Raw genomic sequence first — 15,818 nt, 5'->3', positions numbered from 1 at the left:
TAGTAAAATTATTTTCCTAAGCAGAACTGTGAAAATAACTGATTGATTAGGCTTTCTTGTACTGTGTCGCCGATAATTTCCCCAAGTATTTCCCAAGTTCTAGTAACATCTATTTGCACCATATCAACAGGTACACCAGCTTGTGCTCCAGCTAATGCATCCTCGACCGTTGCTTGTGCTTGATGAAGTAATGCTATATGTCTTGCATTTGAAACATATGTTAAATCGCCCGCTTCAATTTGCCCTTCAAAGAATAGCGCGGCAATTGCTTCCTCTAGCTCTGCGATGCCCTCTTCCTGTAAAAGAGAAGTTGTCACAACGCGATGATTGCCTGCTAGCTCTTTGACACGAGCTATATCTATTTTTTGCGGTAGATCTGTTTTATTGACAATAACGATGTAATCCATCGCTTGAATTGTTTCGAATAGACGTTCATCCTCGGCAGTCAATTCCTCTGCGTAGTTTAAAACAAATAAAATTAAATCTGCGCCACGCAACGCCTCACGTGAACGTTCAACACCAATTCGCTCGACGATATCCTCTGTCTCTCGAATACCAGCTGTATCGACTAAACGAAGCGGAACACCACGTACATTCACGTACTCTTCTATAATATCACGAGTTGTACCAGCTATATCTGTCACAATAGCCTTGTTCTCCTGTACTAAGCTATTTAAAAGAGAAGATTTCCCAACGTTTGGGCGGCCTAAAATAACAGTTGATAGACCCTCTCGTAATATTTTTCCCTGAGAAGATGTTTGCAAAAGTTTAATAATTTCATTTCGTACCCATGTACATTTTTCTACTAATACTGGTACCGTCATCTCTTCTACATCATCATACTCCGGATAATCTATATTAACCTCTACTTGTGCTAATGTCTCTAGTAATGCTTGGCGTAAGTCACCAATTAAACGCGATAATTTGCCATCCATTTGTCCCAACGCAACATTCATCGCTCTATCAGTTTTTGCTCTTATTAAATCCATCACTGCCTCAGCCTGTGATAAATCGATACGTCCATTTAAGAATGCGCGTTTTGTAAATTCACCTGGCTCTGCGAGTCTTGCTCCATTTGTTAATGCTAGCTTTAATACACGGTTCACCGAAACTAGTCCCCCGTGACAGTTAATTTCTATTACATCCTCACGAGTGAATGTTTTAGGCCCACGCATTAATGACAGCATTACTTCCTCTACAATCTCATCTGTTTTTGGATCAACCAAATGTCCGTAATGAATTGTATGTGAAGCCTTCGTTGTTAAACTTTTACCACCAGGCGATCTGAATATTTTATCTGCAATCGCGACTGCTTCGTCCCCACTTAAACGAACAATAGCAATAGCTCCTTCACCCATAGGTGTGGATATCGCAGCAATTGTATCGAACTCCATTTAATGACCTCCTTAACGTTATCCACATGTGGATAAATAAAACCGACCAATACTTACTAACACCTTAGACTAACATATTTTCTGCAAAATCTAAAGTAAGGATAATTTCCAATTGTGGATAATCAGAAAGCTCTACATTATAGCACGTATTTCGACAAAGGCTACAAATGCTAAAGCGTTCACACTTGATTTTAAAAATATCGTGCAAATGAATAAAGTATGCTTTTCGGCAAAATGAGGGGTTGATTTCCGTTCCGACTGAGCGCTTTCCTGGGGGCATCCGAGGAGACGCTTAGTCTCCACTCCAATCAACTACTTCTCCTGGCAGATATCTTCTGGCAGGTCACTCAAAATTTATAGTAATAAAACGAAAACTTCAGCATTGTTTATCTTTGCGAAAGCGAAGCGTCAGCGACAAGCAAGTAACCTGGAATGGAAATTACCCTTATCTAAGGCACCACAACATTCATAAAAATCCCTTAACCATCTAGTTTTTCAACAACATAAAAAAAGTCATTTTATCATGACGATAAAATGACTTTTTATTTTTGTCTGTATGTTTTTTACGAAGTTTAGCCGTTCTTTACAGGTTCAATAACTAAATAACGATTAGGCTCCGTTCCTTCTGAATATGTTTCAATATCAAGGCGATTTGCCAATTGATTATGAATAATTTTTCTTTCGTACGACTGCATTGGCTCAAATGTCACACGCTGATTTAAGCGAAGTGCTTTATCCGCCATACGATCTGCTAGTAATTCTAAAGCTTCTTGACGACGTTCACGATAGTTTTCTACGTCTAATTTCACCATTAAGAACTGCTTGGCACTTTTATTTAACACAAGATGTGTTAATTGCTGTAGGGAATTTAATGTTTGACCACGTTTCCCTATAAGCAGTGCAGCTTTCTCGCTTTTCAGTTGAAATAATACATATTTCCCTTCACGTGTCGTTTCAATCTCAAGATCATGAATACCCAATTGTTCAGCAATATTTACTAAATAAGTCTTTGCATCTTCAATTGGGTTTATCGAGGTTTCTTCTTCCTCTTTTTGTTCCTCTACGATTTGTTGAACAGTTTCGATATCACTTGGTTGTTCAGAAACTTGTGAACTTATTGTTTCAACATCATCTATTACTGTTGGTTCGACAAATTGAGTCGTATTTTGCTGTTCAGCTTCTTCTACTTCAATTGTTGATCGAACCTGTACTTCCTTTACTGTTACACGAACTTCTGCAGATCGTGCACCAAAACCTAAAAATCCTTTTTTACCTTCTTGTAAAACTTCAACATCTACTTGTTCACGGGTTTTGCCAAGTTTCTGTAACGCCAATGAGATCGCTTCTTGTGTTGTTGCGCCTATTTGCGTATGTTGTTTCACTTTTTAGCCCCTCCATTTTGAGCAGGTTGTGTTTTATTTTTTTCCCAAGGTTTGTAAATAAACAGGTTTTGAGCAATCGAAATAATGTTACCGATTACCCAGTATAGTGATAATGCTGCTGGTAATGCCATACCGAAAGCAATAATCATAAATGGCATAATGTACATCATTATTTTCATTTGAGGGTTATCCATCGCTGGGCCCGTACGTAAAACGATAAATTGCATTAAACCAGCCGTAATTGCTAGTGTCGGTGCAGTTTCTGCTAACGGGAAAATAAAGAAATTCCCTAAATCAAAAGCAGGTGTAGCATTCATACGACTAATCGCATGGTAGAAACCAATTAAAATTGGCATTTGAATGAATACAGGTAAACATCCAGCAAGTGGATTGACACCAGACTCACTCATAAGTTGCATCATCTCTTTTTGATACTGTTGCTGTGTCTGTGCATCCTTAGAAGCATACTTCTTTTGCAATTCCTTCAATTTTGGCTGAATTTCTTGCATTTTCTTAGAGCTCTTTGTTTGTTTAATCATCAATGGAAGAATTGCTAAACGAATGATAATCGTTACAACAATGATCCCCCATGCATATGAACCGAGCAACTCAGCAAAGTATTTAATCGCTGACACTAAAGGCCAAACAATGAATTCATTCCAGAAGCCTGTGCTTTCTTTGGAGATTGGTTCTTTAAATTCTGTACAACCAGATAGTAGTAATGCTACTGATGCTAGCGACAAAATTACCCAAAGTTGTTTCTTCAACCTTTTTCCCCCTACAAATACTATTCACTTTTTCTAAAACTATATGCATTCTCTTCTTTAGACAATTACAGTTTCCTGCAACTGAATAAAGTTATCAGTTATTTTATCATGCATATATCGTTTCACTCTACTAAATATTCTAACAACGGGCACATATTTGCTAAGTAATGTTACTAATAATTCATATATTGCAGTGAAAATCCAATTTTAAAATACCCTTATACGTATTTACATTGGCTTCACTTTCGCGCAGAAACTAAACTATTCTATCTCACCACTTTGGTTGCCATCCATATTAGGCTTTCTTCAATACTTTTGCGATTCGTAGCACATGCTGCAAACTTTGTTTTACTTCATGAAAATCCATCGTGGCCGCCGGTTGTCTGGCGATAATAACATAGTCCATATTCGGCTTTAGTTCATCTTTTAATTCATGAATACTTTGTCGAATATAGCGTTTGATTTGGTTGCGTGTTACTGCATTCCCAAGCTTTTTACTAACCGATAATCCTATACGAAATTCCGCTTGTCCCTCTTTTTCTAAAAAATATACGACAAACTGACGATTAGCGAAAGATTTACCCTTTTTAAACACCTTTTGAAAATCATCGTTTTTTTTCACTCGTTGGCGTTTTTTCATTACTTTCACCTGCTACTCGATAATTATCCTTTGATCCTCATTTTTAGGTTTACCAAAAATAAAGAAAAAAAAGACCACTGATGTGTCTCAGTGGACTTATTTTATGCTGATAATACTTTTCTTCCTTTACGACGGCGAGCAGCAAGAACTTTGCGACCGTTTTTCGTGCTCATACGTGCGCGGAAACCGTGAACTTTGCTGTGCTTACGTTTTTTTGGTTGGTAAGTACGTTTCATTTATATAGACACCTCCTGGATGAGTTGAATTTTTCAACATACAGACTTGAATATTATATAAAGTAACTAGTTATTTTGTCAATGAATTTTATAAATTTCTATATTTACGCAAATCTATGTCTATTTTTTATTTCGATCATCTTCTACTAAATAAAAATAAATTATCCACAGAGTACTTGTTTTTTTTACACAGAGTTGTGTATAGTATTTTTTGCATATTTTTTTATCCACAACACTTATCTACACCTTTTTCACATACGCAGACCTTGTGGACAACTTGGAAGTGCATAAATGAAAGGTATGTGGATAAGTTTCACAAACTATTGAAATAGCTTTGTTTTTCTGATACGATATCTGTGCTTCACTTTGTTGAAAACTGAAATGAACTTTAATTTTATCCACAACTGTTAATATGCTGTGGATAATTTTTATCACAGCCTTTGGTTAACTTTTATCCACAACTTGTGAGTTTGTGGACTAGTTGTAAAATGAACGTATTTACCGTTTCTATAAATGCGCTTTTAATTGTATTGAACTGAAAAGGAGATTAGCAGCTTGGAACATTTAGAAGAACTATGGAATAATGTCCTGGCTCAAGTTGAACAAAAAATTTCTAAACCAAGCTTCGAAACGTGGCTAAAGTCTACTAAACTACTTTCCTACAATGGTAGTGGTTCTACTGTGACAATTGCTGCGCCAAATTCGTTTGCTCGAGACTGGCTTGAAAATCATTATATTCATTTGATTACAGGTATATTAACGGAGCTTACAGGCGAAGACTTGCTTATTAAGTTTGTTGTTCAAAAAAACCAGGATTCGGACGATTTTGATTTACCAGCGCCGATTATCCAAGCAAAAAATGACGATCATCATGATATTTCACCAGGTATGTTAAACCCGAAATATACTTTTGATACATTTGTTATTGGCTCTGGTAACCGCTTTGCACATGCTGCCTCGCTAGCTGTCGCAGAAGCGCCTGCGAAGGCTTATAACCCATTTTTTATCTATGGGGGAGTAGGGCTTGGCAAAACACACTTAATGCATGCGATTGGTCATTATGTACTTGAACATAATCCAAATGCAAAGGTGGTATATTTATCATCTGAAAAATTTACAAATGAATTTATTAACTCAATTCGAGATAATAAGGCACTTGATTTTCGCAATAAATATCGCAATGTAGATGTACTGCTAATTGATGATATTCAATTTCTAGCTGGAAAAGAATCAACTCAAGAAGAATTTTTCCATACTTTTAATACATTGCATGAAGAATCGAAACAAATTGTTATTTCTAGTGACCGTCCTCCTAAGGAAATACCGACCTTGGAAGATCGTTTACGTTCTCGATTCGAATGGGGACTAATTACAGATATTGCGCCCCCTGATTTGGAAACTCGTATCGCCATTCTTCGAAAAAAAGCAAAGGCTGATGGCCTAGAAGTGCCAAATGAAGTCATGCTCTATATTGCGAACCAGATTGACTCCAATATCCGGGAGCTTGAAGGTGCGCTTATTCGCGTCGTTGCCTATTCATCACTTGTTAACAAGGATATTAATGCAACTTTGGCTGCTGAAGCATTAAAGGATATTATCCCTAATTCAAAGCCGCGAACTGTCACGATATTAGACATTCAAAATGCAGTAGGAGAGCACTTTAACATTCGTTTGGAAGATTTTGTCGCGAAAAAACGTACGAAGTTAATTGCCTTCCCGCGTCAAGTCGCCATGTTTTTATCTCGCGAATTAACAGATTTTTCGCTGCCGAAAATTGGCGAAGAATTTGGTGGACGTGACCATACTACTGTTATCCATGCTCACGAAAAAATATCTTCTATGTTGAAAAATGACGTTCAGCTACAGCAAGATATTAAACAAATTCGAAGCATGTTAGGGAAATAATGTTGTGGACAACACAAACATTTAAACACAAACTTATACACAGTCTATCTACATGTGGATAGACTGATTTTATTCACTTGGAAGCACTTATCCACAAATCCACAGGACCTATTACTATATCTTTTTATTTTATATAAATAAATAATATAAATATGTGAGGGAAAACGAATGAAATTTGATATTTTACGTGACCGTTTATTAGAGGGTTTAAATGATGTCATGAAAGCCGTAAGTTCAAAAACGACTATACCGATTTTAACGGGGATAAAAATTGATGTAACAGATGAGGGTATTCGCTTAACAGGTAGTGATGCTGATATTACAATTCAAACATTTATTCCAGTTGAAGAAGATGGCCAACAAATAATTCATATAACAGAAACAGGATCAATTGTTGTACAAGCTCGTATGTTCAATGAAATTGTACGTAAGTTACCAACAAATGAGGTTGAAATTCAAGTAACAACTGGTTTCCAAACTCATATCCGTTCAGGTAAATCTGAATTCCACTTAATTGGCTCTGATGCTACTGAATATCCTTTATTACCCGAATTAACAGAAGATCAAAAATTTACTATTCCTGCAGATCTATTAAAATCAATTATCCGTGAAACAGTATTCGCTGTTGCCACTTCAGAAAGTAGACCGGTGTTGACAGGTGTAAACTGGCAGATAAAAAATGAAACATTAATCTGTGTTGCAACAGATAGCCACCGTTTGGCAAGACGTAAAGTTCAACTGGAAAATTTACCTGAGGTTGAACATAGTGTTGTCATTCCTGGTAAAAGCTTAAATGAGTTAAATAAAGTTTTAGAGGATTCTACAAATCTTGTACAAATTGTTATAACAAGTCAGCAAGTATTGTTTAAAACAGGAGAAGTATTATTCTTCTCTCGTTTACTTGAAGGTAACTACCCAGATACATCACGTTTAATTCCAGAAGAGTACCAAACAAATCTAACGATTAATGGTAAATCATTATTACAAGCAATCGATCGTGCATCTCTTGTTGCTCGTGGCGATCGTAACAATGTTGTACGTTTTGAGATTTTAGATAATCAAGCTGTCGAAGTTTCTTCTAATTCTCCAGAAATTGGTAAAGTACAAGAGGAAATTCCTGTTGAGTCATTAGAAGGGGAGAACTTAAAAATTTCTTTCAGTGCGAAATACATGATGGAAGCACTAAAAGCAATTGATGGTCAAGAAGTAGTCATTCAATTCACAGGGGCAATGAGACCATTTATTTTACGTTCTGTTCATGACGATGCTATTTTACAATTGATTTTACCTGTGCGTACGTATTAAAAAATCAATTAAATCGAGGCCAAATTGTGTCCGGAATCAGTGAAAGAAGTAAATAATTTTTGTTGGAGAGAATAAACTCCATCATTTCAAACCCAAAGGACCTTGAAAAATGTACTGATAGTCGCTAATTGCGGCTATCTTTTTTTACTTATGGTGAATTTTTAGGTATGATAGAGAGATAGACGATCTGTATTTGGAGGGGAACTCAGCTATGAAGGACATTGAAATTGATGTAGAGTTTGTCACATTAGGGCAACTTTTAAAAATGACCGATGCCATTAGCTCTGGTGGTATGGCCAAGTGGTTTTTACACGAAAATGATGTATATGTAAATGGAGAAATAGATGATCGCCGCGGTCGTAAATTACGTGACGGTGACATTGTAAATATTCCTGGATGTGGTCGATTTCGTATCATTGGTACCGCTGGGCAGTAGATTATGCATATAGAGCAATTAAAACTTACAAATTACCGTAACTATGATGCCTTAGCTTTAAACTTCTCTCCAAAAATTAATGTTTTCATTGGTGAAAATGCTCAAGGAAAAACAAATGTTATGGAATCTATTTACGTATTGGCGATGGCTAAATCCCACCGCACGACGAACGATAAAGAATTAATACGTTGGGATTCAGACTATGGTAAAATAGAAGGGGCCGTTCAAAAAAGGCATGGTATTTTACCGATTGAACTTACGATTACAAAAAAAGGCAAAAAAGGTAAGATAAATCACATAGAACAAAGTCGCCTAAGTCATTATATTGGCCAAATGAATGTCGTGATGTTTGCACCCGAAGATTTAAATGTCGTAAAGGGAAGTCCGCAAATACGACGACGTTTTATTGATATGGAGATTGGGCAAATTTCGCCTGTTTATTTACATGATTTATTAACTTTCCAAAAAGTTTTAAAGCAACGTAACCACTTTTTAAAAATGAATCAAGGGAAAGCAATGCCAGATGACGTGATGTACGAGGTTTATAATGAACAATATATTCACGCAGCTACCCAAATTATTCGAAAAAGATTTCAATTTATGGATTTATTGCAGGAGTGGGCAGAGCCAATTCACGCAGGTATTTCACAAGGGAAGGAAACATTAGTTATTAAATACCGCACAGTAGCGGGTATTGAAAAAGAACATACTTCCAGTGAAATTGAAGACTTCTTGCATAAAAAGCTAATAGAAGCTAAGCCGCGTGAATTTGATCGGGGTGTAACACTAGTTGGTCCACACCGAGATGATTTGCAGTTTTTGGTAAATAGCTATGATGTTCAGACATATGGTTCACAAGGACAGCAACGTACAACCGCTCTTTCATTAAAACTTGCTGAGATCGAGTTAATTAAACAAGAAACAAATGAAACACCCATACTACTTTTAGATGATGTATTGTCAGAACTCGACGATTATCGCCAATCGCATTTATTAAATACCATTCAAGGTGAAGTTCAAACCTTTGTTACGACTACAAGTGTTGATGGAATTCACCATGAAACGATGGAGCATGCACAGCTGTTTCACGTGAAACAAGGCGCGATTGAAGAAAGTTAGCCCGGGAGTTTTTTAGATTACAAAAGAATGGTAATAGTCAGCTCGGTTGACTGTTCATTCATTTACACACAATGATGTTATGAAGGAGTAGATGAAAGCCGTGGCTATAGAGAACGAAGGTTTACAAAATCAAGCTTATGAAGCCGATCAGATACAGGTATTAGAAGGTTTAGAAGCGGTACGTAAAAGACCAGGGATGTATATCGGTTCAACAAGCTCTAAAGGGCTTCACCATTTAGTATGGGAAATTGTTGATAATAGTATTGATGAAGCTCTTGCAGGATTTTGTACAGATATAAAAGTAACGATAGAAAAAGACAATTGGATTCGTGTAGAAGACAATGGTCGTGGTATTCCAGTAAGTATTCAAGAGAAAATGGGTAAGCCTGCTGTTGAAGTTATTATGACAGTGCTCCATGCTGGCGGTAAGTTCGGCGGTGGAGGATATAAAGTTTCTGGTGGTCTTCATGGTGTAGGGGCATCTGTTGTAAATGCTTTATCAATTGAGACGATCGTTCAAGTTCATCGTGAGGGTCATATTCATGAAATTAAATTTGAACGTGGGAAAACTGTGCAAGAGCTAATGGTTATCGGTGATTCAGATCGTAATGGAACAACTACACGTTTTAAAGCAGACCCTGAAATATTTAAAGAAACGACTGTTTATGAATTTGATATTTTAGCACATCGTATTCGTGAATTAGCTTATTTGAATCGCGGTATTAGGATTACAATTGCTGATGAACGCGAAGGTGAGGAACGTTCTACTACGTATCATTATGAAGGTGGTATTCGTTCTTATGTTGAGCATTTGAATCAAACTAAAGAGCCAATCCATGATCCAATAGATGTTCTTGGAGAAAAGGATGGTATTTCAGTTGAAATTGCTATGCAATATAATGCTGGATTCTCTTCTAATATCTTTTCATTTGCTAATAACATTAATACGTATGAAGGCGGTACACATGAATCTGGTTTTAAAACGGCTCTAACACGTGTTATTAATGATTACGCGCGAAAAAATGGGTTATTAAAAGAATCAGATGCAAACCTTACTGGTGAGGATGTTCGTGAAGGGTTAACAGCTATTGTTTCAGTTAAGCATCCTGATCCACAATTTGAAGGACAAACAAAAACAAAACTTGGTAACTCTGAAGTTAGCCAAATTACTAACTCCTTGTTCTCAGATGGCTTTGAACGATTTATGTTAGAAAATCCAACTGTCGCTCGTAAAGTTGTTGAAAAAGGTTTAATGGCTGCTCGTGCACGTGTAGCTGCTAAAAAAGCACGTGAATTTACACGTCGTAAAAGTGCACTTGAAGTATCAAGCTTGCCAGGTAAATTAGCTGACTGTTCTTCAACAAATCCAGCCGAATGCGAAATTTATATCGTTGAGGGTGACTCTGCCGGAGGATCTGCGAAATCTGGACGTGATCGACACTTCCAAGCAATTTTACCGTTACGTGGTAAAATCCTTAACGTCGAAAAAGCACGTTTAGATAAAATTTTATCGAATGCAGAAATTCGTGCGATGATTACAGCATTCGGCACAGGTATTGGAGAAGAGTTTACTTTAGAAAAGGCTCGTTATCATAAAATTGTTATTATGACAGATGCCGACGTCGATGGTGCCCACATTCGCACATTACTACTAACATTCTTCTTCCGTTTCCTTCGACCTCTTGTAGAGGCAGGTTATATTTATATTGCACAGCCACCTCTTTATCAAGTTAAGCAAGGAAAGCATGTCGAATATTGCTATGATGAAGAAACATTAAAAGAAATTTTAGAACGACTACCAAAAATACCAAAACCAAATATACAGCGCTACAAAGGTCTTGGGGAAATGAATGCAGAGCAGCTTTGGGAAACTACCATGGATCCTGAGCACCGCACATTGTTACAAGTAGAATTAGATGATGCAATTAAAGCAAACCAAGCATTTGAGCGTTTAATGGGCGATGAAGTTGAACCGCGTCGTCAATTTATCGAAGAAAATGCTGTATACGCTAATTTAGATATTTAATTTTTCTTGAGAGGAGGTCTACACTTTGTCAGAACAAGAACGCTCCGGTGTTAAAGGAGTTAATATAACAAAAGAAATTGAAACATCCTTCCTCGATTATGCGATGAGTGTAATCGTTTCTCGTGCATTACCAGACGTACGAGATGGATTAAAGCCTGTACATCGCCGTATTTTATATGGCATGCAAGAGCTAGGGAATACAGCAGATAAAGCGTACAAAAAATCAGCACGTATTGTTGGGGACGTAATGGGTAAATACCACCCACATGGTGACTCATCCATCTATGATGCAATGGTACGTATGGCGCAAGATTTCAGCTATCGTTACATGCTAGTCGATGGTCATGGTAACTTTGGATCTGTTGATGGCGACGGAGCGGCAGCGATGCGTTATACGGAATCACGTATGTCTCGTATAGCGATGGAAATGCTTCGCGATATAAATAAAGACACAATTGACTATACAGATAACTATGATGGTTCAGAAAAGGAACCTATTGTCCTTCCTAGTCGCTATCCAAACTTATTAGTAAATGGAGCGGCAGGAATTGCGGTTGGTATGGCGACAAATATTCCGCCACATCAACTTGGTGAAACGATAGATGCCGTGATTGCACTTTCTGAAAATCCAGCTATTACAACGGAAGAATTGATGGAGATTATCCCAGGACCTGATTTCCCAACTGGTGGATTAATTTTGGGCCGTAGCGGTATTCGCCGTGCCTACGAAACAGGTCGTGGCTCGATCATTATTCGTGCAAAGGTAGAGATTGAACAGAAATCAAATGGTAAAGAGACGATTCTTATTCATGAATTACCATACCAGGTCAATAAAGCTAAACTTATTGAAAAAATAGCAGAGCTTGTACGCGATAAAAAAATTGATGGTATTACAAACCTACGCGATGAGTCTGACCGACGTGGTATGCGAGTAGTCATCGAAGTTCGCAAAGATGCAAATGCCAATGTAGTTTTAAATAATTTATATAAACAAACGGCAATGCAATCGAGCTTCGGTATTAATATGCTGTCATTAGTAAATGGTCAGCCTAAAGTAATGGGCTTAAAAGAAATGCTGCATCATTATTTAGAGCACCAAAAGGTTATTATTCGCCGTCGTACGGAATTTGACTTAAGAAAAGCAGAAGATCGTGCGCATATTTTAGAGGGCTTACGTATTGCCCTTGATCATATCGACGAAATTATTGCTATTATCCGTGGTTCGCGAAGCGGTGATGAAGCAAAACCACAATTAATGGAACGATTTAATTTATCTGAACGTCAGGCGCAAGCGATTTTAGATATGCGTTTAGTTCGTTTAAGTGGATTAGAGCGTGAAAAAATTGAGGCAGAATATCAAGAGCTTCAAATATTAATTGCTGAATTAAAAGCGATTTTAGCGGATGAGACTAAAATTGTTGATATTATTCGTACTGAAATAGTCGAACTAAAAGATCGTTTTAACGATATACGCCGTACTGAAATAACATCTGGTGGCTTAGAAATGATTGAGGACGAGGATTTAATCCCAGTCGAAAATTCGGTTATAACTTTAACGCACAATGGCTATATCAAACGTTTAGCTGCGAATACATATCGCAGTCAAAAACGTGGTGGTCGTGGTGTACAAGGTATGGGCACAAATGAAGATGATTTTGTAGAGCATCTTATGAATACATCTACACACGATACAATTTTGTTCTTCACTACAAAAGGAAAAGTATTTAGAGCAAAAGGTTATGAGATTCCGGAATTTGGCCGTACAGCGAAAGGATTACCGATTGTTAACTTACTCAATATTGAAAAAGGTGAGAAAGTAACAGCAATGATCCGTGTTGGTTCATTTGATGAAGATGCATACTTTATCTTCACTACTAAAACAGGTATTACAAAGCGTACACCAGTATCTCAATTTGCTAACATCCGAACAAACGGCTTAATAGCTATAAGTTTACGAGAAGACGATGATCTTATTTCTGTTCGTTTAACAGATGGAGATAAACAAGTGATTATCGGTACTCGTGATGGAATGCTTGTACGTTTCCAAGAAGAGGATATTCGTTCAATGGGCCGTACTGCAGGTGGTGTACGAGGTATTAAACTACGTGATGGTGACGAAGTAGTTGGTATGGAAATCGTTGAACCAGGAGAGGAAATTTTAGTTGTTACAGCAAAAGGTTACGGTAAACGTACTTCTGAAGAAGAATATCGTTTACAGAGCCGTGGTGGTGTAGGATTAAAAACAATTCAAATCACTGATAAAAACGGTCCAATGGTAGCTGTAAAAACTGTTGATGGTTCAGAAGATTTAATGCTTATTACAATTAATGGCATGCTAATCCGTATGGATGTGAATGATATCTCTTTAATTGGTCGTAGTACACAGGGAGTTCGTTTAATCCGTTTAGGTGATGACGAGCTTGTAGCAACTGTAGCGAAGGTTGAAAAAGAAGAAGAATCTAACGAAGAATCTAATGAAGAAAATGATCAAGTAGAAGAATAATAAAAGACCGATGACGACAGCTAGTGTTGCCGTTCATCGGTTTTTTAGCATAAATCATGAAAAATAAGTAATTATTTTGAATTCCATGATAAAATAAAATTAACCTTATAAGTGAAATAGTGAAGAGGAGTTAATTACGTGGAAACTATACATATCCCTATTTCAGAGTTACGCGTTGGAAAAGTAATTTCTGAAGATATTTTTGCTAATACACAATATCCAATAATTTTTAAAAATACGATAATTTCCCATGAACATTTACCAGTTTTTTTTGCTTTTAATATATCGAGAGTCCCAGTTTATAAAGATGGTATAGAGGCTCGATCAGAGATAAAAGAAACAGAATTAGTTGTTCCAATAGAGGCTATTCCATCTTTTAAAAAGATTTATGACAATTCTATTGAACAATTCAAAAGGGAATTTAAAAATTGGGAAGCTGGTGCAAAGGTAGATATTACGAAAGCACGTAAAATTATTTTGCCATTATTAGAAATGGTTTTAGAAGATCGTACAATAATTTTTGATTTAAATGAGTATTCAAATCCCAAAGACTATTTGTACCATCATTGTGTAGCAACAGCATTGATTTCTTCCGTAATTACACAAAAATTAGGCTATGATAAAGGAATTACAATACAAGTTGCAATTGGAGGGTTGCTAGCTGATTGTGGAATGGCAAAAGTTCATCCACGTATCCGCGATAAAAAAACAACCTTAACAGAGGAAGAGTTTAATGAAATTTATAAGCATCCGATTTATAGCTATAATATGGTCAAAGATTTAACGATCTTAAAGGATACAATGAAAGAGGCTATTTTCCAGCACCATGAGCGTTTAAATGGTAGTGGCTATCCGAAAGGGGAAAAAATCGCAAATATTTCTACTTTCGCTCAAATCATCGCTGTTGCAGATGTATTCCATGCAATGACATGTGAGCGAGTGTATAGAACAAAGCAATCTTCCTTTAGAGTCATAGAGATGATTAATGAATCTGAATTTGGAAAGTTTGATATTAAAGTAGTTCGTGCACTAATAGATATTGTTGCCGACCTTCCTATAGGAACAATAGTTGAATTATCTAATCTGGAACAAGGCGAAGTAATGTTTGTAAATAAATTTGCACCAACCCGACCACTTATCAAATTATGTCATTCAGGAGAGATATTTGATTTAGGTAAAAATCGTACTTTCTATATTTCACGTATTATAACGGATTTATAATAGTTAGAAGGGCAACCCATTAACATTGGCGTTCGCCTTTTTTTATTTTTATTCGATCGATAAATGGTGATAAAACTAAAGTATCAACAAAGACTTTAACCTCTAGCTAAGCACGAGAAAATTGATATTTTAAATAAACGAAGTGAACTAGAAAAAATGATCTCTTTGAAATAATTTAACTTCTTTCAGAAATGTTTTATGTAACGTAAGTGAAACAGCAGTTACAATGTCTTTTGTAGCAAAAGCAAAGCGTCAGCTACAGAAGTCTCTTATCTCTATAGGAGGTTAAATGAAATGTTGATGCAAGGCTAACTAATCCTCTGAACAAAGTGGTGTAGAAGAATAATAATAGATTTTAAAAAACTATTAATTATTTTTGAGAAAGTGTTGACATGGTTTTAGATTCTTGATATTATTAGTGAGTCGCCAAGAGGTGATGCTTAAAACAAAGATTAATGAACCTTGAAAACTGAACAAGCAAAACGTAATCAATAAAGTTTTTACTAGCTAACCTCGAGTTAGTGAACGAAACAAAATTTTGGACATCAAACATGATGCCAGCAAAACAATTTGAGCTAATCAAATTTCTTTTATGGAGAGTTTGATCCTGGCTCAGGACGAACGCTGGCGGCGTGCCTAATACATGCAAGTCGAGCGAACAGATAAGGAGCTTGCTCCTTTGACGTTAGCGGCGGACGGGTGAGTAACACGTGGGCAACCTACCTTATAGTTTGGGATAACTCCGGGAAACCGGGGCTAATACCGAATAATCTATTTCACTTCATGGTGAAATACTGAAAGACGGTCTCGGCTGTCGCTATAAGATGGGCCCGCGGCGCATTAGCTAGTTGGTGAGGTAACGGCTCACCAAGGCAACGATGCGT

The 15,818-nt window shown here is 36.8% G+C and carries 12 protein-coding genes and 1 rRNA gene; 8 read left to right on the top strand and 5 right to left on the bottom strand.

What is annotated here, in order from left to right; all coding sequences use genetic code 11:
* Positions 1-8: 8 nt before the first annotated feature.
* The 5 genes from mnmE to rpmH all read right to left on the bottom strand — a co-directional run bounded on the left by mnmE (position 9) and on the right by rpmH (position 4,419).
* A complete protein-coding gene (mnmE, locus tag C7Y47_RS18050) occupies positions 9-1,394 on the bottom strand; it encodes a tRNA uridine-5-carboxymethylaminomethyl(34) synthesis GTPase MnmE (RefSeq protein WP_142510020.1) in 1,386 nt (461 codons plus the stop codon).
* A 572-nt stretch (positions 1,395-1,966) separates the two neighbouring features.
* Positions 1,967-2,776 carry an RNA-binding cell elongation regulator Jag/EloR gene (gene jag, locus C7Y47_RS18045; RefSeq protein ID WP_142510019.1) on the bottom strand — a complete coding sequence of 270 codons (810 nt, stop codon included), beginning with the start codon at positions 2,774-2,776 and terminating at the stop codon, positions 1,967-1,969.
* Entirely contained in the window at positions 2,773-3,543 is a 771-nt protein-coding gene (gene yidC, locus C7Y47_RS18040) for a membrane protein insertase YidC (RefSeq protein WP_142510018.1), read from the bottom strand. The genes jag and yidC overlap by 4 nt, the downstream gene beginning before the upstream one ends.
* A 295-nt stretch (positions 3,544-3,838) precedes the next feature.
* Complete coding sequence (rnpA, locus tag C7Y47_RS18035; protein WP_132362481.1) at positions 3,839-4,183, bottom strand: ribonuclease P protein component; 345 nt, start codon at positions 4,181-4,183, stop codon at positions 3,839-3,841.
* 101 nt (positions 4,184-4,284) lie between these two features.
* Complete coding sequence (rpmH, locus tag C7Y47_RS18030) at positions 4,285-4,419, bottom strand: 50S ribosomal protein L34 (RefSeq protein ID WP_004233310.1); 135 nt, start codon at positions 4,417-4,419, stop codon at positions 4,285-4,287.
* Between the two features lie 555 nt (positions 4,420-4,974).
* Between rpmH and dnaA the strand changes: the two genes are divergently transcribed.
* The 8 genes from dnaA to C7Y47_RS17990 all read left to right on the top strand — a co-directional run.
* On the top strand, positions 4,975-6,324 hold the full coding sequence (gene dnaA / locus C7Y47_RS18025; RefSeq protein ID WP_142510017.1) for a chromosomal replication initiator protein DnaA: 1,350 nt from the start codon (positions 4,975-4,977) through the stop codon (positions 6,322-6,324).
* A gap of 168 nt (positions 6,325-6,492) precedes the next feature.
* Positions 6,493-7,629: a DNA polymerase III subunit beta gene (gene dnaN, locus C7Y47_RS18020; RefSeq protein WP_142510016.1), complete on the top strand. Its 1,137-nt coding sequence runs from the start codon at positions 6,493-6,495 to the stop codon at positions 7,627-7,629.
* A 211-nt stretch (positions 7,630-7,840) separates the two neighbouring features.
* Positions 7,841-8,065, top strand: a complete 225-nt coding sequence (gene yaaA, locus C7Y47_RS18015; RefSeq protein WP_142510015.1) for a S4 domain-containing protein YaaA — start codon at positions 7,841-7,843, stop codon at positions 8,063-8,065.
* Between the two features lie 3 nt (positions 8,066-8,068).
* Positions 8,069-9,184: a DNA replication/repair protein RecF gene (recF, locus tag C7Y47_RS18010; RefSeq protein ID WP_142510014.1), complete on the top strand. Its 1,116-nt coding sequence runs from the start codon at positions 8,069-8,071 to the stop codon at positions 9,182-9,184.
* 91 nt (positions 9,185-9,275) lie between these two features.
* On the top strand, positions 9,276-11,210 hold the full coding sequence (gyrB, locus tag C7Y47_RS18005) for a DNA topoisomerase (ATP-hydrolyzing) subunit B (protein ID WP_142510013.1): 1,935 nt from the start codon (positions 9,276-9,278) through the stop codon (positions 11,208-11,210).
* A gap of 25 nt (positions 11,211-11,235) precedes the next feature.
* Positions 11,236-13,713, top strand: coding sequence for a DNA gyrase subunit A (gene gyrA, locus C7Y47_RS18000; RefSeq protein WP_142510012.1), 2,478 nt, complete (start codon positions 11,236-11,238; stop codon positions 13,711-13,713).
* Between the two features lie 138 nt (positions 13,714-13,851).
* Positions 13,852-14,934: an HD-GYP domain-containing protein gene (locus C7Y47_RS17995; RefSeq protein ID WP_142510011.1), complete on the top strand. Its 1,083-nt coding sequence runs from the start codon at positions 13,852-13,854 to the stop codon at positions 14,932-14,934.
* A gap of 589 nt (positions 14,935-15,523) precedes the next feature.
* Positions 15,524-15,818: ribosomal RNA gene (locus tag C7Y47_RS17990) — 16S ribosomal RNA — on the top strand; the annotation flags it as partial.

This window comes from Lysinibacillus sphaericus (genome assembly GCF_006864135.1).
Taxonomy (GTDB): Bacteria; Bacillota; Bacilli; order Bacillales_A; family Planococcaceae; genus Lysinibacillus.
The sequence above is the reverse complement of the archived record's forward strand: the minus strand, read 5'-3'. Positions and strand labels throughout refer to the sequence as shown.

What these genes read in the sequence shown, in the direction of transcription:
- yaaA (WP_142510015.1), top strand. Translation starts at nt 7,841, where the DNA reads ATGAAGGACATTGAAATTGATGTAGAGTTTGTCACATTAGGGCAACTT.
- rpmH (WP_004233310.1), bottom strand. Translation starts at nt 4,419, where the DNA reads ATGAAACGTACTTACCAACCAAAAAAACGTAAGCACAGCAAAGTTCAC.
- recF (WP_142510014.1), top strand. Translation starts at nt 8,069, where the DNA reads ATGCATATAGAGCAATTAAAACTTACAAATTACCGTAACTATGATGCC.
- mnmE (WP_142510020.1), bottom strand. Translation starts at nt 1,394, where the DNA reads ATGGAGTTCGATACAATTGCTGCGATATCCACACCTATGGGTGAAGGA.
- dnaN (WP_142510016.1), top strand. Translation starts at nt 6,493, where the DNA reads ATGAAATTTGATATTTTACGTGACCGTTTATTAGAGGGTTTAAATGAT.
- rnpA (WP_132362481.1), bottom strand. Translation starts at nt 4,183, where the DNA reads ATGAAAAAACGCCAACGAGTGAAAAAAAACGATGATTTTCAAAAGGTG.
- gyrB (WP_142510013.1), top strand. Translation starts at nt 9,276, where the DNA reads ATGAAAGCCGTGGCTATAGAGAACGAAGGTTTACAAAATCAAGCTTAT.